Source organism: Acetobacter garciniae, from assembly GCF_017377735.1.
GTDB classification, from domain to species: domain Bacteria; phylum Pseudomonadota; class Alphaproteobacteria; order Acetobacterales; family Acetobacteraceae; genus Acetobacter; species Acetobacter garciniae.
The window spans coordinates 713,321-735,822 of sequence record NZ_JAFVMH010000002.1 but is presented as its reverse complement, the minus strand read 5'-3'; the positions used below and the strand labels follow the sequence as shown (position 1 = coordinate 735,822).

The window sequence follows — 22,502 nt, the reverse complement described above, 5'->3', positions numbered from 1 at the left end:
TCCCCCACGGCATTCAATAAAAAAGGGCGGTCCCACTTCCGGGACCGCCCTTTTTTCAATCCTGTCGAAACGCCGCAAAGACGCGGTCTTTCACGCAGGCTTCGACCATGCCATGCGCGTGGAAACCGGATTAGTGGTCCCCGGCACCGGGAATGACGTCGTAACCCGCGCTCCCCGCCGGCGGGCCGGGCGGGGGGGCTTCCCCCACGGTTACGGAGACCAGCTTGTCAGCCGACGGGCCGATTTCGCGCGCATCGATCGCAGTACCCAGTTCCCCACTGCTGCCCGTGCCCACGGCATAGAGCATCTGCCCGGGCTGGAGCAGGTTGGCCACCCGCGCGGCTTCCGCCGTGGACAGGTAAATGACGGAATGGTCCTTGAGCACCGCACCCGTCAGCTTGCCGCCCACACTATAGAGCGGCATCCAGACCTCACCATGCTGGACAAGGTCGGGGCCGGAAATCATTTCCGTCGAATGCAGCGGCATGCTGATGAAATTGTCCTGCACGCTGCGCCCGCGCGGGCTTGTCACCTCGAACGCGCGGATGATCGGCAGCCCGACCCCCTTGAGCCCGCTGATCTGCACCGTATCGCCCGGCTTGATCAGCCCCGCAAAACTATGCCCTTCCGCCACGGAAACAAAAACCTGCGTGCCATCGGTCAGGATAAAGCCGATGATCCCGCCATGGGAGGACGGCAGGAACTGCTCGATCTTGCCCGTGAACACCGGCAGGGGGGAAAGGTCATACACACCCTGCGTGCTGTGCTGGGGGGCTGCGGCGGCAGGGGGGGCCGTCTCGATCTGGGGGGACACCACCCGCCTGTGGGCAGGGGCCGCCACAGCGGTGGAAAAAGCCAGGACAGCAGCCAGGGGAGCCGCACAGAAAAAAGACAGATGGCGCATCATTCAACCGACTATGAAAATCGCGGCCCCAATGGGCCAGAAACAGGCCCCGCGCCGCATGTTACGCACATGGGGCGGGACTCGTCTGCCATTCTTCGCCACGAAAAGCATTTCCCGCAAGAGCGCGCATAGCGTGTCAGTGCCGGAAATGGCGCATACCAGTAAACACCATGGCAATGCCCGCCGCATCGGCTGCGGCAATGACCTCATCATCACGGATGGACCCGCCGGGCTGGATAACCGCGGTCGCCCCTGCCGCCACAATGGTTTCAAGCCCGTCGGCGAAGGGGAAGAACGCATCGGAGGCCGCAACCGAACCCTGGGTCAGCGGCGTATCCTGCCCGGCGGCCTTTGCGGCCTCCCCACTTTTGCTCGCGGCAATGCGCGCTGAATCCACGCGGCTCATCTGCCCCGCACCGATACCAACCGTCGCCCCGTCCCTGGCGTAGACAATGGCGTTGGACTTCACATGCTTGGCGACCCGGAACGCGAACAGAAGGTCCTGCATTTCCTGCGCGGAGGGGGCGCGCCTGGTCACCACCTTCAGGTCGGCGGGCATGACACGGCCGTTATCGCGGGTCTGGGCCAGGAAGCCGCCAGCGACCGAGCGCACGACAATGCCGCCCGCGGCCGGGTCGGGCAGGCCGCCGGTCAGCAGCAGGCGCAGGTTTTTCTTGCGCGCCAGCAGGGCTTTTGCCTCATCCTGCGCATCGGGGGCGACAATCACCTCGGTAAAGATGGTGGAAATTTTCTCGGCCGTGGCGGCATCGAGCGTGCCGTTCAGGGCCACAATACCCCCAAAGGCGGAAACCGGGTCGCATTTCAGCGCCTGGTCCCATGCATCGGACAGGCTGGAGGCCACGGCCACACCACAGGGATTGGCGTGCTTGACAATGACCACGGCCGGGCTGTCGAACTCGGCTACGGCCTCGAACGCCGCATCGGTATCGTTGATGTTGTTATAGGACAGGGACTTGCCCTGCACCTGCACGGCGGATGCAACGCCGGGCCGGGTGCTGCCGTCGCGGTAGAAGGCGGCCTGCTGGTGCGGGTTTTCGCCATAACGCAGGATTTCGGCGCGCTGGCCCGCCAGAATGAACCGCTCTGCCAGAGGCTGCTGCGCCTGTTCGGCAAACCAAGTGGCAATGGCTGCATCATAGGCCGCCGTGCGGGCATAGGCCGCCCCGGCATAGGCACGGCGTGCTTCCAGCGTGGTGCCGCCATCGCCCAGCGCATCTATCAGGCCTTCGTACTGGGCGGGGTCGGTCAGCACCACCACATGGGCATGGTTCTTGGCGGCGGCGCGAATCAGGGCGGGGCCACCGATATCGATATTCTCGATACAGGTCTCGCTATCCGCGCCCGAGGCCACGGTTTTCTCGAACGGGTAGAGATTCACCGCCACCAGGTCGATCGGGCCGATGCCGTGCTCTTCCATCTGTGCCAGATGCGCAGGCAGGTCGCGCCGCCCCAGAATGCCACCGTGGATCTTGGGAACCAGCGTCTTGACCCGGCCATCCAGAATTTCGGGGAAGCCCGTATAATCGGACACATCCGTCACCGGCACCCCGGCTTCACGCAGGGCCTTGGCGGACCCCCCGGTCGAGAGGATTTCCGCACCCTGGGCCGCAAGGGCCCGCGCCAGATCGAGCAGGCCGGTTTTATCGGAAACGGAAACAAGGGCGCGGCGGATGGGCAGCGTCGTCTGGCTCATGGTTGGGACCTTTCGCACGGCGGAAACGAAATGCGGCTGGCACCATCATCCCGCGCGGAAGGAACCAGCCTGAGAAAACTGAAATCCGGGCACCCTTAACGGCGGGTGAATGTCCAGTAAAGCGGCTGGCGGCCGGCGGCGATGGCCTTGGCCTCGTACCGGGTGGGGAACCAGCCTTCGGGCCGCTCGGCCACGGGGGGCGGCGCATCGAAATATGTCTGCTCGGCCATGACGTCATTCACCCAGGCCTGATAGGTCGGGTCATCGCTTGCAACACGCCAGACAGCGCCGGGTTTAAGGGCATGGGCGACAAGGGCCACGTTCTGCGGGTGCACGAAACGCCGCTTGGCATGGCGGGCCTTGGGCCACGGGTCGGGGAACATCAGGAACATCCGGTCCAGGCTGGCTTCGGGGAGCGCGCGCAGCACCAGCCGTGCGTCATCGTCCCACAGGCGCAGCATGTCGGGCAGCGGGGCCGTGGCTTCCTGCTCCATGGGCACAAGATGCGTCAGCAGGGAACACAACCCGTTATGGAACACTTCGGAGGCGATATAGCCCACTTCGGGGTGGGCGCGGGTCTGGGCAAGGACATGTTCGCCCCCGCCAAACCCGACTTCAAGCCAGATCTGTTCGGGCTTGTGACCGAACACGGCAGCCGGATGGGCCGCCTGTTCAAGCGGGAAACGCAGCCGGGGCAGCGTTTCCTCCAGCAGGCGTTCCTGCCGGGGCCGGAGCGGATGACCGCGCTGGCGGCCATAAAGCCGCTCGGGCGGGGGTTTGACATCCGCCGTTTCAGGCTGGCTGCCTACGGCACGGGCCATGGCAGCCTGACCTTTGACCTCCGGCATCGACACCTTGCCTTCTTAGGCCTTCAGGGCGCCACGCAGGGCGTCGACCAGGTCGGTACGTTCCCAGGTGAAGGTATCCAGCGCGTCGTCCGGCGTGCGGCCGAAATGGCCATAGGCGGAGGTCACGGCATAGATCGGACGGTTGAGCCGCAGATGCTTGCGAATGCCGCGCGGGGTCAGGTCCATGACCTGGCGCAGCACGTCACCCAGGCGGGCTTCGTCCACATCCTTGCCGGTTTCATCCAGGTCCACATAGACGGACAGCGGATGCGACACGCCAATGGCGTAGGAAAGCTGGATCGTGCAGCGATCGGCAAGCCCGGCCGCCACGACGTTCTTGGCCAGGTAACGGCACGCATAGGCGGCCGAGCGATCCACCTTGGTGGGATCCTTGCCCGAGAATGCGCCACCGCCATGTGGGGCCGCGCCACCATAGGTATCCACAATGATCTTGCGCCCGGTCAGGCCGCAATCGCCATCGGGGCCACCGATCACGAACACGCCGGTGGGGTTGGCGTAGAATTCGCTCTCGGGCGGCATCCAGCCTTCGGGCAGCACGTCACGCGTGATGGCCAGCAGGCCTTCACGCAGCGCATCCTGCTTCACGCCTTCATCATGCTGGGTGGAAATCACGACCGAGGTCGCACCCACCGGGCGGCCGTTGACGTAACGCAGCGTGACCTGGCTTTTGGCGTCGGGCTGCAGCCCCGCCACGCGCGGATCGCCCGCGCGACGCAGATCGCGGATCTGGTGCAGGATGCGGTGCGCGTAATACAGGGGAGCCGGCATGAGGGTGTCGGTTTCGTTCGACGCATAGCCGAACATAATCCCCTGGTCGCCCGCACCTTCGTCCTTGTCGTCGGTGCTGTCCACGCCCACGGCGATATCGGCCGACTGGGCATGCAGGTAGTTCGCCGCATGCGCATGCCGCCAGGAGAAACCGGCCTGATCGTAACCGATATCCTTGACCGCTTCACGCGCCGCTTCGATCAGCTGCTCGGACGTCACGCTGGCGGGGCCGCGCACTTCCCCTGCCAGGACGATGCGGTTGGTTGTCACCAGCGTTTCACATGCCACGCGGGCTTCAGGGTCCGCAGCCAGATAAGCGTCCAGAACGGTATCGCTAATCCGGTCAGCTACCTTGTCGGGATGGCCTTCGGAAACGGATTCCGAAGTAAACAGAAAATCGCCGTCTTTACGCATAATGGTGCCGTTCGCCCCACGCAGAGTGAAAAAGGAAACAGGTGACCATCCCCCGTGATCAACAAAGGGGATGGTCCGCGTATGGCGGTATAGGCGCCAATGGTCAAGGGGTTGAACGGGCCGGATGGGGGTCGGCGCCGGTTTTCTGCCCCGCAGTCTGCACATATACCCGTATGGGCTGCAAAAAACACGCTAAAGAGGTGGGAGACCCAGCACGTCTTCCATATTATACAAACCCGAATCGCGGTTTTCGAGCCACAGCGCCGCTCTTACGGCACCGGTTGCAAAAATACGCCGGTCAAACGCCTTGTGCGCCAGGCTGATCTGTTCATCGGCCGAGGTGAACAGTACCTCATGCTCCCCCACGATCTGCCCGCCACGCAGGGCCGCAAAGCCGATCGCACCGGGCTTGCGCGGGCCGGTATGGCCGTCGCGCCCGCTTTCACGCACTTCAGCCAAAGCCACGTCCCGCCCGCGGGCCACGGCCTCGCCTATCGCCAGGGCCGTGCCCGAAGGCGCGTCCACTTTCTGGCGGTGGTGCATTTCGACAATTTCCGCATCGTAGGACTCGGCGGGCAAGGCGCGCCCCATCATGGTGGCCAGCCTTTGCACCAGCGTGACGCCGGGCGAAAAATTGGCAGCATGCACTACGGCGATATGGCCCGCAGCCTCCCGCACGGCATCAAGCTGCATGGGGGAAAGCCCCGTCGTGCCCAGCACCCAGGCAGCCCCCCCTTGGGCCAGCGCCCTGGCATTGGGTATGACCGTATCGGCATGGGTGAAGTCGATCACTACATCGCTGATACGGGCCAGTTCGGCCATGTCCGCAAGCAGGGGCGTGTTCTGGGGAAGTATCCGGGCCAGATCCCCGGCCTGTTCAGGATGGCGGGTTGTGCCCCCCGCCAGAACAGCGCCCGCTGCAAGGACTTCCTGCACCAGCAGGCGGCCGACCCGGCCGGTGATGCCAGCTATGCCAATACGCATCGGGCTTATTCCGTTCCTTCAAAAAAATCGCGGACACGGCGGAAAAAGCCGGTGTGTTCGGGGCTGTGCTTGACGTCCTCGCCCGCTTCGGTCTCGAATTCCTCCAGAAGCTCACGCTGGCGCTTGGTCAGGTTCTGCGGCGTTTCCACCGTGACCTGGATATACATATCGCCCCTCGCACTCGAACGGAGCACCGAAAACCCCTTGCCGCGCAGCCGGAAATGCGCACCCGTCTGCGTGCCGGGCGGAATTTTCACCTTGGTGCGGCTGCCATCTATGACCGGTACCTCGATTTCCGTGCCAAGGGCGGCCTGCGCCATGCGCAATGGCACGCGGCAATAGATATTGGCCCCGTCGCGCTGGAAAAGACTGTGTTCGGCCACCGCGACATGCACATACAGGTCACCGGGGGGCACGCCATTGCCGCCGGCCTCGCCCTCGCCCGTCAGGCGGATGCGCGTGCCGTCCTCCACCCCAGCGGGAACCTGTACGGCAATGGTGCGCTCACGCTCGACCGTGCCTTCCCCGTGGCAGGTCTTGCATGGATCCTTGACGATCTTGCCGGCCCCATGACAGGTCGGACAGGGACGTTCGACAATGAAAAAGCCCTGCTGGGCCCGCACCTTGCCCGCCCCATGGCAGCTTGGGCAGGTCTGCACCCCTGCCTCGCCATCGCCCGAGCCGGTGCCGTGGCAGCTTTCGCAGGCCACGCGGGTAATGACGCGCACGTCCTTTTTCACGCCCGAGAAGGCTTCTTCCAGCGTGATTTCGACCTGGGTCTGGATATCGTTGCCGCTGCGCGCCTGACCGCCGCGCCGGCCCATCATATCGCCGAACATCTGTTCGAAAATATCGCCCAGCCCGCCGCCGCCAAAGCCGCTGAAATCGAACCCGCCCGGGCCACCGCCCCCGCCTTCGAAGGCGGAATGGCCGAAACGGTCATAGGCCGCACGCTTCTGCTCGTCCTTCAGAACGTCGTAAGCTTGGTTGATTTCCTTGAACTTGGCTTCGGCCGCCGCATCGCCCGGATTGCGGTCGGGATGGTACTGCATGGCCAGCCTGCGATAGGATTTCTTGATTTCCTCGGCCGAAGAGGTGCGGGAAATTTCAAGAACTTCGTAGTAATCAACCTGCGTGGCCATGGATGTCCTCTTGGGCTGCCTCTTGCCTGAGCACAGCAACTCTCCAGAATGAAAAAAGGCGCCCGCCTTCAGGAAGCACGGACGCCGTAACTCTCAGGCGGGATGGCCATTCCTGGTATATGGCCACCCCGTAAACTTGCGTCCGATCAGGACTTCTTGCTGTCGTTCACATCTTCGAAGTCAGCGTCGACAATTTCTTTCTCGTCCGCGGCGCCGGCAGGGGCGGCACCGGCTTCCGGCCCTTCCTGGCCAGCCTTGTAGGCGGCTTCACCCACCTTCATGGCAGCCTGGGTCAGGCGCTCGGTCGCGCTCTTCAGCGCTTCCGCGTCACTCCCTTCCAAGGCGGACTTGACGGCGGCGACAGCTTCTTCCGCCTCGGTCTTTTCCGCCGCGGGAACCTTGTCGCCCGCTTCGGCCAGAGACTTCTCGACCTGATGGATCAGGGCTTCGGCACTGTTGCGGGCTTCCACCTGCTCGCGCTTGGCCTTGTCAGCCGCCGCGTTGGCTTCGGCATCCTTCACCATCTTTTCGATATCGACATCGGACAGACCGCCAGACGCCTGGATCTTGATCTGCTGTTCCTTGCCGGTCGCCTTGTCCTTGGCCGAGACCGAGACAATGCCGTTGGCGTCGATATCGAACGTGACTTCGATCTGGGGCACACCACGCGGTGCGGGCGGAATGCCGGTCAGGTCGAAATTGCCCAGCAGCTTGTTGTCAGCCGCCATTTCGCGCTCGCCCTGATAGACCTTGATGGTCACAGCACCCTGGTTGTCATCCGCCGTGGAGAACACCTGGCTCTTCTTGGTCGGGATGGTGGTGTTGCGATCGATCAGGCGGGTGAACACGCCACCCAGTGTTTCGATACCCAGGGAAAGCGGCGTCACGTCCAGCAGCAGGACGTCTTTCACGTCACCCTTGAGCACAGCGCCCTGAATGGCCGCACCGATGGCCACCACTTCATCCGGGTTCACGTTGCGGGCCGGATCCTTGCCGAAGAATTCCTTGACCGTCTCGATCACCTTGGGCATCCGCGTCATGCCGCCGACCAGGATGACTTCATCGATCTGGGACGCGGACAGGCCGGAATCCTTCAGCGCCGCCTTGCAGGGCTCAAGCGTGCGGGCGATCAGGTCGTCCACCAGGCTTTCCAGCTTCGCACGGGTCAGCTTGAGCACAAGGTGCTTGGGCCCGGACGCATCGGCCGTGATGAAGGGCAGGTTGATCTCGGTTTCCTTGGAGGAGGAAAGCTCGATCTTGGCCTTTTCAGCCGCTTCCTTCAGGCGCTGCAGAGCCAGCTTGTCCGAACGCAGGTCGATGCCCTGCTCGCGCTTGAATTCATCGGCCAGGTAGGCGATCACGCGGTTGTCGAAATCCTCACCACCCAGGAACGTATCGCCGTTGGTGGACTTGACCTCGATCACGCCGTCGGAAATTTCCAGGACCGACACGTCGAACGTGCCGCCGCCAAGGTCATAGACCGCAACCGTGCCGCCGCTCTTCTTCTCAAGCCCGTAGGCGAGTGCGGCCGCGGTCGGCTCGTTGATGATACGCAGCACTTCAAGACCCGCGATACGACCGGCATCCTTGGTGGCCTGGCGCTGGGCGTCGTTGAAGTAGGCGGGAACGGTAATGACGGCCTGAGTCACCTTGTCACCCAGATACGCTTCGGCCGTTTCCTTCATCTTGCCAAGAATAAAGGCGGAAATCTGGGAAGGCGCGTATTTCGTGCCGCGTGCCTCGACCCAGGCATCGCCATTGTCACCCTTGACGATGGCATAGGGCACCATGCCCTTGTCCTTCTGGACCGTCGCATCGTCGAAGCGGCGACCGATCAGGCGCTTGACCGCATAAAGCGTGTTGGTGGGGTTTGTTACGGCCTGGCGCTTGGCGGCCTGGCCGACCAGCATTTCACCGCCTTCGGTAAAGGCGACCATGGACGGCGTCGTGCGCGCGCCCTCGCTGTTTTCGATAACCTTTGTTTCATTGCCTTCACGCACGGCCACGCAGGAGTTGGTGGTGCCAAGGTCAATACCAATAACTTTACTCATGTATATTCCCTCCAGCGACCTCTCGCGGCCCGAAGCACCACGGAAGGCCCCTTTTATTTATCTATGCCAGCGTCGCCCCATGAACCATCGGAACGGCGCTGAATGACACTCTTGGATGTAGGGGAGCGTTTTCCCTTTTTCAAGACGGAGCCCCCTGCCGGGACAGGATTTTTCGCCCCCCTCCGGCATGTGCCCCGCCTTCATCCGGCTACCTGCCGCCAAGCCCGCTCAGGGTGTCTTGGCGACAACGACCATGGCGGGCTTGAGCAGTCGCCCGTGCAGGGTCCACGACGGGGTCCAGGCCTGGATCACCGTGCCGTTGGCGTGCTCGGCACTGGGCTGTTCGGCCATGGCCTGGTGCAGGTTGGCATCGAACGGCTTGCCTGCCGGGTCGTCGCTCTTGATGCCGTGCCGCTCCAGGATGGCCAGGAAGGACCGCTCGGTGCTTTCAATGCCTTCACGCATCTTCTGCACGACCGAATCCTCCCCCTCCTGGGCGGGGGGCAGGCTGGCCAGGGCGCGGCGCAGGTTTTCGGACACTTCCACCACGTCGCGCGCGAATTTCTGCACGGCGTACTGGCGGGCATCCTCCACATCGCGCTTGGCGCGGGCCATCAGGTTGTGGTTTTCAGCCTCGGCGCGCAGCCATTTTTCTTTGAACTCCGCAACAGCGTTTTCAAGTTCGAGAATGCGCGCATCCCCCTGGCCAGGGTGTTCGGCCTGGGGGGCTGTCTGTTCGGCCGGGGTCGGCTCCGCCGGTGCCTCGACCTGGGTGGGATCTGTATCTTGGGTCATATTTCAATAGGTAAGCAACACCACCGCAGCCGACAAGACCTTGCCACCGCATCCGGGGCATGATTTTACCGCTCCTGCACCTGGCAGGTCGGGCGGTCCGTGTCGCGGTCTGGTGCGCGGTCCAGCGGGCGGGAGGAAAAAACAGCGTTATTCCTCCGCCCCGCCCCTTGGCACGGTGCGCCCGCCAAGCCTAATCTGTTTCGCCTGCGCGATGGCTGTGAAGGAATACGTAAACAATGACTGAGCGCACCAAACAGACAATTGCGCTGGTTGATGACGATCGCAACATTCTGGCATCGGTTCAGATGACGCTTGAGGCCGAAGGCTTCAATGTCCGCACCTATACGGACGGGGAATCGGCCTTGCAGGGGCTGACGGCCTATCCGGTCGACCTGGCGGTGCTGGATATCAAGATGCCCCGCATGGACGGCATGGAGCTTCTGCAACGCCTGCGCACCCGCTCCAACCTGCCTGTCATTTTCCTGTCGTCCAAGAACGAGGAAGTCGACCAGCTCATGGGTCTGCGGCTGGGGGCGGATGACTATATCACCAAGCCGTTTTCCCAGCGGCTGCTGCTTGAACGCATCCGCGCCCTGCTGCGCCGCAACGACGCCAGCCGTGCGGAAGCCAATGGCGCACCGGCCGGTGGCGCGCTGATCCGCGGCGAACTGGCCCTGGACGAGCTGCGCCACAAATGCACCTGGAAAGGGGAAGACGTACCCCTGACCGTGACAGAATTCCTGCTGGTCAAGACACTGGCGCAGCGCCCGGGGCTGGTGAAGTCGCGCGACCAGCTCATAGACGCAGCCTATGGCGATACGGTCTATGTGGACGACCGGACCATAGACAGCCACATCAAGCGCGTGCGCAAGAAATTCCGCCAGGTGGATGACGACTTCAACCAGATCGAGACCCTTTACGGCATCGGCTACCGCTACCGTGAGGACTAGAGGCGGCATGCCCCGCCCGGCCGCATGACCTGTTCTGCCCCATGACGGATCGGCCCCGCATTCCCCTTCTTGCGCCGCTGGCGGACAGGCTGGGTTCCCTGCGCACAGGCCCGCTGCGGGGGCTGCGCATGCCCGGGCAACGCCCCCACAGGAACAGTGTCGAGGCAACCGCCGCCTATCGTGCGTCCCGCACGCGGCTGGTCTCCCCCCTCATGCGGCGGATTCTGCTGGTCAATATCCTGCCCCTGGCCCTGCTGGGGGTAACGCTGCTGTTCCTCAACCAGTTCCGCAACAGCCTGCTGAGCACGGAAGTGACCGGCCTGCGCGAACAGGCCCGCATTTACGCGGGGGCGCTGGGGCAGAGTGCGGTCAAGAGCGTTCACGGCCGCGCTGCGAACCCGGCCGATAACGGCTACGTGCTCGAAGCCTCCCTCGCGCGCCCGCTGGTGCAGCGCCTGACAGAACCAAGCCCCACCGCCCATGCCCGCCTGTTCGGACCCGACGGGCGGCTTGTGGCGGACAACCTGATCGATGTCTCGGACACGCAGGACACACCCATTCCCCCCATGGCGCAGCGCCATGCCCGCACCATTCCCTTTCCCCCGTCCATGCAGCCGGGGCTGTACGAACGGTTCCTGACCTGGCTGTGGTCGAGCCATAACCCGCAGATCGTCACGCTCCAGACGGATGAGGAGGACATTCCCGAACGCCCTCCCGGCCCGCCGGGGCCCGGGGGGATCGTCATGCCCGAAGGCATGCCACACCCCCAGCCCGAAACACCGCCCTATATCCGGCGCACCGCACGCGGGCGGTTGCTGATTACGGTAGCCGAACCCGTGATCCATGACGGCCATACGGTGGGCGTCCTGCAACTGACACGCGTGGCCTCGCAGGTGGACCGGTCGCTGTTCACCATCCGCTCCACGATTCTCTCGCTCGTGTTCATGGCGCTGATCCTGACGGTCTTGCTGTCATGGTACCTGTCCCTGACGATTGCGCGCCCGCTTTTGCGGCTTGCCGCTTCCGCCCAGATCATGCGCGATACGACGGGGCGCACGGGCACGGTGCCCGCCCGCCTGCTGGCCCGGCGTGATGAAATCGGGGATGTGGCCCGCGCCCTGCAGGCCAGTGCGCAGGCCCTGTGGAAGCGCATGGACGCGATCGAGCGCTTCGCGGCCGATGTCAGCCATGAAATCAAGAACCCGCTTTCTTCCATCCGCTCGGCCATCGAAACCCTGCTCAGGATCGAGGATCTGAACCAGCAGCGCCGCCTGCTGACGATCATCAACGACGATGTCCGCCGCCTGGACCGGCTGATTACCGATATTTCCGATGCCAGCCGCCTGGATGCCGAAATGTCGCGCGCCAAGGCCAGGCCCGTGGCCATCGGGCCGTTGCTGAGCGTGCTGGCCGAAATCCACCAGGCCACCCGCCAGGACGGCCAGCCCGTGATCGTGACCGATATCCACCAGGATACGCCCGAACGCCCGCTGGAAGTCCTGGCCGTGGAAGACAGGCTGGTTCAGGTCCTGCGCAACCTGATCGGCAACGCCATTTCCTTCTCCCCGCCGAACGGGCGCATTGTCCTGCACGCCGCAGCCCACGGGACGATGGTGAACATTTCCGTCTCGGATGAAGGGCCGGGCATTCCGCAGGCCAAGCTCGATTCAATTTTCGACCGTTTTTATTCCGAACGCCCCAAGGACGAGAATTTCGGCCAGCATTCGGGGCTGGGCCTGTCCATCAGCCGCCAGATCGTGGAAGCGCTGCACGGTGCGATCACCGTGGAAAACCTGCATGACGGCCAGGGCCATGTCCGCGGCGCGTGCTTTACCATCCAGCTTCCCCGGGCACCGGGCCCGCAGCGCTGAAGCACTATAATACGTCGTCTTCCCCAAGGGGCTGGTGGACCACCAGATCGAAGGTGATGGCAGGCGCGCCGGCTCCGCCATCCTTGAGCCAGATCAGGGTCAGGACCGGGGAGGCGGATGCGAAATAATGCCGCAGGACGGGAAAGCAGCCCGGAAAGCCATCCGCATCGCCAATAATACAGACAAGCTGCGTGACATCGCGCATGGCGAACCCGTGGGCCGCCAGCAGTTCCGTCCCCAGATCCAACGCCGCACGGCACTGATCGGCCACATCCATGGCCCCGCCCGAAGGCGCCTGCAACCCGCTGATAACCAGCCCGTCAGGTGTCTGGCTGACACGTGGGCCCTGTGGGCGGGGCCTGCCCCCACGGGTACGGCCCGCACGACCCTTTTCCAAATGGGGTGCTGGCGCAGGGGTGGACTGGTCGTCACCCTGGCTGCGCGCCACGTTTCGTCTGTCTGTCATCACGGAAGCATGATTTAGGCGAGGAACGGTCCGACCGCAATTTTTCTTTGCATGTGAAGGCGATATTTATTTCAAAAAAGGAATGACCGCCCCGCCCTGAAGTGATGCCTGATTTGATGAGTAAAGCCTTCTCACCCGGCCGGAATTTGCTCTAAAGTACCGCGTCGTCCTTGAAGGTGACCACTTCCTCGCGCAGCCTGTCTGCCCCAAGCCACCACCTTCCCGACCCATGGAGAGGAAAAGCCGTCAATGTTTTCGGCGGATGACACGCCCGCGCCACGCCGCATTCTGCTGGTTTCCGGCCTGTCCGGGGCAGGGAAATCGTCCATATTGCGGATTTTGGAAGATCTCGATCACGAGGTCATCGATAATCCGCCGCTGGGCATGCTCGACGATATTGTCGCCCGTGCGGAAAGGCCGGTCGCCATTGGCGTGGACTCGCGCACCCGGGGCTTCGACGCCACGGCCGTGCTGGACGCCGTGGCCCGGCTGCGCGTGAACCCGCATCTGCGCGTGGAACTGATCTACGCCACCGCGGATGAAAACGTGCTGCTGCGCCGCTATACGGCCACGCGCCGGCGCCACCCGCTGGCCCTGCATGGCAACGTAACCGAGGGAATCGAGGCCGAAACCGCCCTGACAGCCCCGCTGCGCGCCGCCGCCGACCTGGTGATCGACACCACCGACATGCCCCCGCCGGAACTGCGCCGGTTTGTCGAAAGCCGGTTCAGCCCGTGGGAAGGGGGAGGCAGCGAAGGGCTGACCGTGGCCCTGATGTCCTTTGCCTATCCATCCGGCCTGCCGCGCGAAGCCGATCTGGTGCTGGATGCGCGTTTCCTGCGCAACCCGCATTACGTGCCCGAACTCGCCCCCAAGACCGGGCTGGATGCGGATGTGGCGGCCTATGTCATGGCCGATTCGGATTATGCGCCGTTCCTGGACCAGATCCACGCCATGCTCCAGCTTGTGCTGCCGCGCTTCGTGCAGGAAGGCAAGAAATACGCCACCATCGCCATAGGCTGTTCGGGCGGGCGGCACCGCTCGGTCACCATTGTCGAAGCCCTTGCCGCACGCCTGGCCGCCCCCGATGGCATGGGGGCCTATAAAGGGGCCGGGCAATGGCCGATCATGATCATGCACCGCGAACTGGCCCGCCAGGGACTGACCTCCTGGCGCTGGGCCAGAAAGCCGGTAGAAGGCTTCAAGCCCGACATGCCCCAGGTTCCCGCAAGCTGAGACACGGCACAGGCCATGACGCGCTGCCGGACCAACGGAACTGACAGGCCTGCGGCCATATTCCCCGGGGGCTACACCTTCAGCCTCAGCCGGTCAGAACCTATGTGAGGACCGCCGTTCAGGGCCCAGCCGGGGAACACCCCCGGGGGCCGTTTTTCAGGCGTGTCCGGTCTGGGAACTCAGCCGGGCGGGATCAATCCTGATGGAGGCCAGGGCCCGTCGCCATTTGGCTGTCTGGTCCAGGCCGAACAGCAGGTCGCGCGTGGCGGGGGCTACCAGCCACGCATCATGATGCAGGATTTCCTGCTCCAACTGGCCAGCCGCCCATCCCGCATGGCCCATGGCCAGCAACGCATCGCGCGGGCCCTGCCCGCCCGCAATGTCCTTGAGCACGTCCATGCTGGCGGTCAGCGTGACGTTGGAGGTCACGGTCATGCTTTCCTCCCCTTTCCAGTCGGAGGAATGCAGCACCAGCCCGTGGCCTTCGTCCAAGGGGCCACCGGCGCACAGGCCGATGCGGCGCATGGACGGCGCGGGCCGGATATGAAGCTGTTCCAGCAGTTCGGTCAGGTCGGGTCGGGCCAGGCGGCGGTTGACGACCAGTCCCATGGCCCCGCCTTCGGTCGTGTGGGCGCATAGATAGATGATGCTCTGGGAAAACGGTGTTTCCCCCAGCATTGGGGTGGCCACAAGCAGCATGCCCGCGAGGGAGACGCCTTCTTCGAGCATCGCATTGGCACAAAGAGCGGAATGCAAGGATGTCATACCTGGAAATATGAGGTCTTTGACGATTTTGACAAGATTAACGCCGTAATTTCGAACCATCCTGTAGGCTTTACAGAACCCGATCCTTGCAGCAGGCTTGAGCCCATGACAACGCTTTCGCATTTTCTCGACGCTCTCGACAGTTACCAGGTCACCCATGGCCATAACTTCAAGCTCAGCGACCACGACCCCAACGATGACGGGCATCTGGGCCTGCACAAGCAGGACGGGAAAAAGCTGCTCAAGAAGGTCAAGGGCCTGCTCCAGACCTTGCAGGAACTGCTTTACGCCAACCAGACCCGGTCATTGCTGATTGTCCTTCAGGGCATGGATACGGCGGGCAAGGACGGCACCATCAAGCATGTGATGTCGGGCGTGAACCCGCAGGGGGTGGCTGTCACATCCTTCAAGCAGCCCGGCCCCACGGAACTGCTGCACGGCTTTTTATGGCGTATCCACGCCGCCGCACCGCAGGCCGGGCGCATCGTCATTTTCAACCGCAGCCAGTATGAGGACGTGCTGGTTACCAAGGTCCACCCACAGCTTCTTGAGAACGAACACCTGCCCTGCGCCACCAACACCCCGGAATTCTGGGACGGGCGCTACAGCGATATCCGCCATCTGGAACGCTACCTGACCCGCCAGGGCACGGTTGTTCTCAAGTTCTTTCTCCACATCTCGCGCGAGGAACAGCGCGAACGCCTGCTGGCCCGGCTGGACGTGCCCGACAAACACTGGAAATTCTCCCCCGCTGACCTGCGCGAACGGGAATTCTGGGACAGCTATCGCACCGCGTATGAGGAGGCCATAACCCATACCGCCCGCCCCTACGCGCCTTGGACCATCGTGCCCGCCAACCATAAATGGTACGCAAGGCTGGTGGTGATCGGCACCATTATTCGCGCCTTGCGCGGCCTGCATCAGGTGACCCCCAAACTGGCCCCCGAAATCGCCAAGCAGATCGACGATTACCGCACCACCCTGCGGAACGAAAAACAGGCCAGCCATTCCAAAGCCTGAGCGGAAAACGGCCCGTGCGGTGCCAGCCACCTTCAGGGCAGGGAAGAGCCATCAGCGGGTGAGACGCAAAGCAGCCGCACAGAGGCTGGAAATGACAAGACTCGCCGCCGCGAGGCAGCACCTTGGGCATGTTGACAGGCTCGGTAACGCGGTCACGGCAAAGGGAATGTGCATGCCCGCCATTTGACATTGGCCAGGCGGCCCGCCATGCCAGTGCAGTTTTATTCGCACAGTCAGGCTTGCCTATCATGACCGGATTTTACCGCCCTCGCCCTGCCACCTCCATGCCCGCCGGTCCCCCGCCGCGCAGGGGGGGGCATTTATCCCTGCCCGCGGCCTGCCTTGTGGCAAGTGCCCTGCTGATGCAGGCCGCAGCCCCTGCGGCGCTGGCCCGACACCGTAGCCACAAGCCCGAAGCCGCACCGCCCACCAGCGTTGCGGCCATCTGCGATAACGCTGACTTCCAGGCCAAGCAGCAGGCTTTTGAAAATGGCGGCCCCAAGGGCGATGTGGCAGTGCATATCTGCGGCACGGTCGTGGCCGTGGCCGCCCATTCAAGCCGGACCCGCAGCGGCGTGCATGGCTATTTCTATGTTGCGGTCGCGCCCGATATTTCCATCCGTATCGTCACCAATCTGGACGAAATGCACACGCCAGCATGGCCGTGGGTCAGCAAGGGCGACAAGGTGGAAGTGGTCGGGCGGTATTATTACGATTCCTACCGCAGCCAGGGCATTGACTGGACCCATCGCGGCACGGGCCGGTCCTGGCCGATCCCCGGCTTTGTTACCGTCAATGGCACGAAATACGATTAAGGCCCGGGGTTTTGATGAAAAATTGATAAAAGTTTTTGGTGGAGCTTTTTTTAAAAAGCTTCAAAGAACGTCGCCTTTTTGAAAAAAGGCGACACCCAAAAACTTTTAGACTTTTACGGACTATTTCGTGAGCCAGGTTTTTCCGACCTTCGCCTAAACGGGTATCCATAAAAAACGGTCGGCCAGAATACTCTGACCGACCGTCTGTTAGCTGCGAAGAAAACGAAAGCCGTTTAGTCGGCGGCTTCTTCCTCGCGTTCGCTGCCACGCTCGTCCTCGCCTGAACCCAGGGCGCCTGCCCCGCTATTCTCCACGATATCGAAGGTCAGCTCGCCGTTCTTCAGGCCGATCTTGACCGCGCCACCCTTGGCCAGGCGGCCGAAGAGCAGTTCCTCCGCCAAGGGTTTCTTGATCGACTCCTGGATGACACGCCCCAGCGGACGCGCCCCGTAAAGCCTGTCATAGCCCCGTTCGGCCAGCCATTCCTTGGCGGCGGAAGACAGTTCGATCGTCACGTTACGGTCAGCCAACTGGGCTTCAAGCTGCAACACGAACTTTTCGACCACCTGGCCCACGATCTCCTGTGTCAGATGCGCGAAGGGAATGATCGCATCCAGACGGTTGCGGAATTCAGGCGTGAACAGGCGCTTGATCGCCTCTTCATCCTCACCTTCGCGCACCTGGCGGCCAAAGCCCACGGCCTCCTTGCTCATGTCGGACGCACCGGCATTGGTGGTCATGATCAGGATGACATTCCGGAAATCCACCGTCTTGCCGTTATGATCGGTCAGCTTGCCGTTATCCATGACCTGCAAAAGCACGTTGTACAGGTCGGGATGCGCCTTCTCGATCTCGTCAAGCAGCAGGACCGCGTGCGGGTGCTGGTCGATGGAATCGGTCAGCAGGCCGCCCTGGTCGAACCCGACATAACCCGGCGGTGCGCCCAGCAGGCGCGACACCGAATGCCGTTCCATATATTCCGACATGTCGAAGCGGATCAGCTCGATCCCCAAAGCTGTCGCCAACTGACGGGCCACCTCTGTCTTGCCGACACCCGTAGGGCCGGAAAACAGGTAGTTGCCGATCGGCTTTTCCGCATCGCGCAGGCCAGCACGGGCCAGCTTGATGGCGGCCGACAGCGCATCGATCGCCTGATCCTGCCCGAACACCATACCCTTGAGGTCACGCTCGAGCGAGCGCAGCACTTCCTTGTCGTCGGCGGAAATGCTCTTGGGCGGAATACGGGCAATCCGCGCGATGATGTCTTCCACGTCCTTCAGGTTCACCGTCTTGCGGCGGCGGCCTTCGGGTTGCAGCATGCGCGACGCACCGACTTCGTCAATCACGTCGATGGCCTTGTCGGGCAGCTTGCGATCATGGATATACCGCGCCGACAGTTCCACAGCACCCCGAATGGCCTCGTCCGTGTAGCGCACCTTGTGGTGCTTTTCGTAGCTGCCTTTCAGCCCGCGCAGGATCTTGACCGCATCGTCGATGGTGGGTTCGGGCACGTCGATCTTCTGGAAGCGCCGCACGAGCGCGCGATCCTTCTCGAAATGCTGGCGGAACTCGCGGTACGTGGTCGAACCGATGCAGCGCAGCGTGCCAGCCGCCAGGGCGGGCTTGAGCAGGTTGGACGCATCCATGGCCCCGCCCGATGTCGCCCCGGCCCCGATCACCGTATGGATTTCATCGATGAACAGGATGGCGTGCGGGTCCTGGTCAAGCTCGGTCACGACCGCCTTCAGCCGTTCCTCGAAATCGCCACGGTAGCGGGTGCCGGCCAGCAGCGCGCCCATGTCCAGCGAATAGATGGTGGACTGCAACAGCACATCGGGCACGTTGCCTTCCACGATCCGGCGGGCCAGGCCTTCGGCAATGGCGGTCTTGCCCACGCCCGGATCGCCCACGTAAAGCGGGTTGTTCTTGGTGCGCCGGCACAGGATCTGGATCGTGCGCTCGATTTCCGTATCGCGCCCGATCAGCGGATCGACCTTGCCTGCCGTCGCCTTGTCGTTGAGGTTGACGCAATAGGTCGACAGCGCGTCCTGATTCTTCTGCGGCTTGCTTTCGGCACTGCTGCGTTCGGGTTCCTCGCCCTTGTCGGCACCCGGGCCGGTGCCTGTGACCGGACGACGGGTCGAGCGATCAGGCGCCTTGGCAATCCCGTGCGAGAGAAAATTGACAGCGTCCAGCCGTGTCATGTCCTGCAGTTGCAGGAAATAGACGGCATGGCTTTCGCGTTCGGCAAACAGCGCCACAAGCACGTTCGCACCCGTGACTTCGTCCCGGCCGGTGGACTGGACGTGAATGGCCGCACGCTGGATAACGCGTTGAAATGCCGCCGTCGGCTTGGGCTCGGTCGGACGGTCGGATGCCAGACCCGCCAGGTCCTTGTCGAGAAAACCGGTCAGATCGGTTCTGAGGCGATCGAGATCAACCCCGCATGCCCGGAATACCGTGACGGCATCCGCATCATCGACCAAGGCAAGAAGCAGATGCTCAAGCGTCGCATATTCGTGATGCCGGTCCCCGGCCAGAATAAGTGCCCGATGCAGCGTCTGCTCCAAATTGCGTGACAACATGACGAGACGCTCCTTTCCCCAGGCTTTACCGACGTGGCAGAAGCATGAAGCGCCACGACCGGATGCCCTGAAAAGTATATTTGGCCGCTTCGTCCGGAATTGCGAGTCATAAGCGCAGAAAAATTGTCACATCCGCTTTTGGGGCGCCCAAAACGGGGCCCCGGGCCGGGCCTGCGCCTTCGCCCTTCAGTCTTTTTCTATCGTGCATTGCAGCGGGTGCTGGTTCTGGCGAGCCAGATCCATGACCTGGGACACCTTGGTTTCCGCCACCTCGTAAGTGAACACGCCGCACACGCCAACGCCCCGCTTGTGGACGTTGAGCATGATATCGGTCGCTTCCTCCCGGTTTTTCTGGAAAAAGCGTTCGAGCACATACACGACGAACTCCATGGGCGTGTAGTCGTCGTTGAGCATGAGCACCTTGTACATGGCCGGCTTGCGGGTCTTGGGCTTGGCACGCACCACCACGCCGATATCCGCGTCCTCCCGGTCCGACTCCGTACCGCCGCCCCCACGCCGCGACGGCCCATTGCCCGTATGCAAATCAGGATAACGACGCGAGACCATAACGGTAGAACTCCAACAAGCTGGTTTTAGAAAGACCCTTCTTTTCCATCATATTGGAAAGCGCAAGCCGGATAAAAGGCCGGGCAGACCTGAAATGGGCGGAAAACCCGGCTTTCTTGCACAGGAATCGCCATATTTGTGCCATAGATGACATCAACATGTCATGAACAAACTGTTGTGCGACAAACCGCATGCCACCTCACGCCGCTCCAGTTTTTTGCAGTCGCGGCCTTGCGATTCTGAACAACAGGCGGAATAGTGCTTTACAGTGAGCAGGCGGGGGTAACAGTGGCGAAACAACACGCGTATGGGCAGGCACCCCATCGGACCGACGCAACAGCCGCGAAAACGCAGCGCGCTCGCGGCAGATGGGTGGGTCTTCTCACCGGTATCGCCCTGAGCGCCGTAACCCTGGGCAAGGCCCACGCCCAGTACGCCGGGCAGATCAGCTCCATCGTGGTGGATGCCAATACGGGGGCCGTGCTGTCGCAGGCCGACCCGGACCTGCGCCGCTACCCCGCCAGCCTGACCAAGCTCATGACCCTGTACATGGCCTTCCGCGCGCTCAAGGCCGGGGCCATCACGCCTGACCAGACCGTGCCGGTCTCCATCCATGCCTCTACCATGGAACCGTCCAAGCTGGGGCTGGTGCCGGGCACGCATCTGAATGTGGAAGAGGCCATCCTGGCCCTGGTGACCAAGTCCGCCAACGACGCCGCCTGTGCATTGGGCGAACTGATCGGCGGGGGGGATGAACAGCAGTTCGCCGCCATGATGACCCAGCAGGCCCGTTCCATGGGCATGACGAACACGACCTTCCGCAACGCATCCGGCCTGCCCGATCCCGAACAGATGACCACCGCGCGCGACCTGGCAACGCTGGGCCGCAGGCTGATCGCGGATTTCCCGGAATATTACCATTATTTTTCCACCGAATCCTTCCGCTTCCACCGCCGGATCATTCCCAACCACAACCCGATGCTCAAAGCCTATGTGGGGGCCGACGGCATGAAGACCGGCTACACGCAGGAAGCTGGGCATAACCTCGTAACCTCGGCCGTGCGCGATAACGTGCGCCTGGTCGGCGTTGTCATGGGGGCGGCCAGCAACACCCAGCGTTCGCTGGCGATGGCGGACCAGCTCGACCATGGTTTTGACGCCGAAGGGGTCGCCCCCGTCGCGCGCCCGCTGCTGCTGGCCCACGCCAGCCCGCATGCCACGGGCCGGAATGGACGGCGCGCCCTTGTCATGGCAGCAAGCACCCGGCATCGGCCGCTTGAAGTGGCGGAGGCCCCCGCCCCCCATGCTGTCCGCCACGGACATCGGGCTGCCGCGACCACTGCCGCACATGGCCACCATGTCAGGCTGGTGGGTGCGAAGGTACGTGCCATTTCCACAGTGGAAACCCACCACCTGACCGCCCGGCGTTCCGCCGCAGCCAACCGGACCTGACAGGCGCGCCTGCTTGGCGGGGCTGTCACTGGCGGCCCTGTCACTGGCGGAGCTGATGGGTGGGGCTGGCTGGCTTTTCCGCCCGGCTGATGGGTGGCGCGAATATCCTCTGCCCCCTGCCTTGCAGGCGGGCCGGATATTTTATGCGCCTGCTGGGGGCTGAAAACGGGTTGCCTTTATGGTCCGCCATCTCCATCTTTGCCGCCTTGCAAAAAAACGCGCCGGCACGGACGGCGTGACGACACAGTTGAGACGGAGGGTCGGACATGGCGGGTAGAGGCGGTATCGTTATCCATACTGAAGAAGATTACAAAGGGCTGCGCGCCGCAGGCCGTCTTGCCGCTGAAACGCTCGACATGATCACCCCCTACGTGCGCCCCGGCATGTCCACAGGGGAACTGGACCGCATTATTCACGAATATACGCTGGCGCATGGGGCCACGCCGGGGCCGCTGAACTATCGCGGCTATCCCAAGTCGTGCTGCATTTCCATCAACCATGTGGTCTGCCACGGCATTCCGGGCGAACGGCTGTTGCAGGAGGGCGATATCGTGAATATCGATGTCACCCCCAAGCTCAATGACTGGTTTGGCGATACCAGCCGCATGTATACCGTGGGCAAGGTTGCCGTGAAGGCCGCCAAGCTGGTGAGCGCCACCTATGAAGCACTGATGCGCGGCATAGAGGTCGTGCGCCCCGGTGCGACATTGGGCGATATCGGCCATGCCATTCAAAGCTATGCGGAAAAGCAGCGCTATTCGATCGTGGAGGATTTCTGCGGCCATGGCATTGGCCGGACCTTCCATGCCGAACCCAATATCCTGCATTTCGGCCGCCCGGGCGAAGGGCTGAAGCTCAAGGCCGGCATGGTGTTCACCATCGAGCCCATGCTCAATATCGGCAAGCCGGACGTGAAAATTCTTGAAGACGGGTGGACCGCCGTCACGCGTGACCGCTCCCTTTCCGCCCAGTTCGAGCATATGCTGGCCGTGACCGAAACAGGGTACGAGATCTTCACGCTCTCGCCTGCCGGCTATACCTGCCCGCCCTACACGCCCAAAGGATAACCGCCATGAACGCCAGGCCCCCAAGCCGTACCCGTCTTGTTGCGGGCCTTGCGTTCACGGCCCTTTT

General features: G+C 62.9%; 19 protein-coding genes. 7 read left to right on the top strand and 12 right to left on the bottom strand.

The window, feature by feature from the left end; all coding sequences use genetic code 11:
- Positions 1 to 130: 130 nt before the first annotated feature.
- The 8 genes from J2D77_RS07215 to J2D77_RS07180 all read right to left on the bottom strand — a co-directional run bounded on the left by J2D77_RS07215 (position 131) and on the right by J2D77_RS07180 (position 9,641).
- Complete coding sequence (locus J2D77_RS07215; protein ID WP_230975563.1) at positions 131 to 907, bottom strand: OB-fold nucleic acid binding domain-containing protein; 777 nt, start codon at positions 905 to 907, stop codon at positions 131 to 133.
- Between the two features lie 133 nt (positions 908 to 1,040).
- The gene (gene purH / locus J2D77_RS07210) at positions 1,041 to 2,618 is read right to left on the bottom strand and encodes a bifunctional phosphoribosylaminoimidazolecarboxamide formyltransferase/IMP cyclohydrolase (protein ID WP_207845562.1); all 1,578 of its coding nucleotides are present in this window, start codon (positions 2,616 to 2,618) and stop codon (positions 1,041 to 1,043) included.
- Between the two features lie 95 nt (positions 2,619 to 2,713).
- A complete protein-coding gene (gene trmB, locus J2D77_RS07205; protein WP_207845561.1) occupies positions 2,714 to 3,439 on the bottom strand; it encodes a tRNA (guanine(46)-N(7))-methyltransferase TrmB in 726 nt (241 codons plus the stop codon).
- 42 nt (positions 3,440 to 3,481) lie between these two features.
- Positions 3,482 to 4,669, bottom strand: a complete 1,188-nt coding sequence (gene metK / locus J2D77_RS07200) for a methionine adenosyltransferase (RefSeq protein ID WP_207845560.1) — start codon at positions 4,667 to 4,669, stop codon at positions 3,482 to 3,484.
- A 192-nt stretch (positions 4,670 to 4,861) separates the two neighbouring features.
- Entirely contained in the window at positions 4,862 to 5,653 is a 792-nt protein-coding gene (gene dapB / locus J2D77_RS07195) for a 4-hydroxy-tetrahydrodipicolinate reductase (protein ID WP_207845559.1), read from the bottom strand.
- A 5-nt stretch (positions 5,654 to 5,658) separates the two neighbouring features.
- Positions 5,659 to 6,795 (bottom strand): molecular chaperone DnaJ, encoded by a 1,137-nt coding sequence (gene dnaJ / locus J2D77_RS07190; protein WP_207845558.1) that lies wholly within the window; start codon positions 6,793 to 6,795, stop codon positions 5,659 to 5,661.
- Between the two features lie 146 nt (positions 6,796 to 6,941).
- Positions 6,942 to 8,846: a molecular chaperone DnaK gene (gene dnaK, locus J2D77_RS07185; protein WP_207845557.1), complete on the bottom strand. Its 1,905-nt coding sequence runs from the start codon at positions 8,844 to 8,846 to the stop codon at positions 6,942 to 6,944.
- Positions 8,847 to 9,074: 228 nt separating this feature from the next.
- The gene (locus J2D77_RS07180; protein WP_207845556.1) at positions 9,075 to 9,641 is read right to left on the bottom strand and encodes a nucleotide exchange factor GrpE; all 567 of its coding nucleotides are present in this window, start codon (positions 9,639 to 9,641) and stop codon (positions 9,075 to 9,077) included.
- Between the two features lie 236 nt (positions 9,642 to 9,877).
- On the opposite strand from J2D77_RS07180, the gene J2D77_RS07175 reads away from it, so the two are divergent.
- Together J2D77_RS07175 and J2D77_RS07170 are read left to right on the top strand one after the other, a co-directional pair.
- The gene (locus J2D77_RS07175) at positions 9,878 to 10,591 is read left to right on the top strand and encodes a response regulator transcription factor (protein ID WP_207845555.1); all 714 of its coding nucleotides are present in this window, start codon (positions 9,878 to 9,880) and stop codon (positions 10,589 to 10,591) included.
- Positions 10,592 to 10,632: 41 nt separating this feature from the next.
- Positions 10,633 to 12,462 (top strand): stimulus-sensing domain-containing protein, encoded by a 1,830-nt coding sequence (locus tag J2D77_RS07170; RefSeq protein ID WP_407927085.1) that lies wholly within the window; start codon positions 10,633 to 10,635, stop codon positions 12,460 to 12,462.
- A 4-nt stretch (positions 12,463 to 12,466) separates the two neighbouring features.
- Here J2D77_RS07170 and J2D77_RS07165 read toward each other — a convergent pair whose 3' ends face one another.
- Complete coding sequence (locus tag J2D77_RS07165; protein ID WP_207845554.1) at positions 12,467 to 12,928, bottom strand: RidA family protein; 462 nt, start codon at positions 12,926 to 12,928, stop codon at positions 12,467 to 12,469.
- 249 nt (positions 12,929 to 13,177) lie between these two features.
- Here J2D77_RS07165 and rapZ point away from each other — a divergent pair, with 249 nt between their 5' ends.
- On the top strand, positions 13,178 to 14,164 hold the full coding sequence (gene rapZ, locus J2D77_RS07160) for an RNase adapter RapZ (protein WP_207845553.1): 987 nt from the start codon (positions 13,178 to 13,180) through the stop codon (positions 14,162 to 14,164).
- Between the two features lie 156 nt (positions 14,165 to 14,320).
- On the opposite strand, the gene J2D77_RS07155 is transcribed toward rapZ, so the two are convergent.
- Positions 14,321 to 14,929 (bottom strand): YqgE/AlgH family protein, encoded by a 609-nt coding sequence (locus J2D77_RS07155; RefSeq protein WP_207845552.1) that lies wholly within the window; start codon positions 14,927 to 14,929, stop codon positions 14,321 to 14,323.
- Positions 14,930 to 15,034: 105 nt separating this feature from the next.
- On the opposite strand from J2D77_RS07155, the gene J2D77_RS07150 reads away from it, so the two are divergent.
- Together J2D77_RS07150 and J2D77_RS07145 are read left to right on the top strand one after the other, a co-directional pair.
- Complete coding sequence (locus tag J2D77_RS07150) at positions 15,035 to 15,949, top strand: polyphosphate kinase 2 family protein (protein ID WP_207845551.1); 915 nt, start codon at positions 15,035 to 15,037, stop codon at positions 15,947 to 15,949.
- Positions 15,950 to 16,233: 284 nt separating this feature from the next.
- Positions 16,234 to 16,764: a hypothetical protein gene (locus J2D77_RS07145; protein ID WP_220556025.1), complete on the top strand. Its 531-nt coding sequence runs from the start codon at positions 16,234 to 16,236 to the stop codon at positions 16,762 to 16,764.
- Between the two features lie 233 nt (positions 16,765 to 16,997).
- Here J2D77_RS07145 and clpA read toward each other — a convergent pair whose 3' ends face one another.
- Together clpA and clpS are read right to left on the bottom strand one after the other, a co-directional pair.
- Positions 16,998 to 19,349: an ATP-dependent Clp protease ATP-binding subunit ClpA gene (gene clpA, locus J2D77_RS07140; protein ID WP_207845550.1), complete on the bottom strand. Its 2,352-nt coding sequence runs from the start codon at positions 19,347 to 19,349 to the stop codon at positions 16,998 to 17,000.
- A gap of 186 nt (positions 19,350 to 19,535) precedes the next feature.
- Positions 19,536 to 19,916: an ATP-dependent Clp protease adapter ClpS gene (gene clpS / locus J2D77_RS07135; RefSeq protein ID WP_207845549.1), complete on the bottom strand. Its 381-nt coding sequence runs from the start codon at positions 19,914 to 19,916 to the stop codon at positions 19,536 to 19,538.
- 372 nt (positions 19,917 to 20,288) lie between these two features.
- Here clpS and J2D77_RS07130 point away from each other — a divergent pair, with 372 nt between their 5' ends.
- Together J2D77_RS07130 and map are read left to right on the top strand one after the other, a co-directional pair.
- Positions 20,289 to 21,368 (top strand): D-alanyl-D-alanine carboxypeptidase family protein, encoded by a 1,080-nt coding sequence (locus J2D77_RS07130; protein ID WP_331000077.1) that lies wholly within the window; start codon positions 20,289 to 20,291, stop codon positions 21,366 to 21,368.
- A gap of 266 nt (positions 21,369 to 21,634) precedes the next feature.
- On the top strand, positions 21,635 to 22,435 hold the full coding sequence (gene map, locus J2D77_RS07125; protein ID WP_207845547.1) for a type I methionyl aminopeptidase: 801 nt from the start codon (positions 21,635 to 21,637) through the stop codon (positions 22,433 to 22,435).
- Positions 22,436 to 22,502 lie beyond the last annotated feature (67 nt).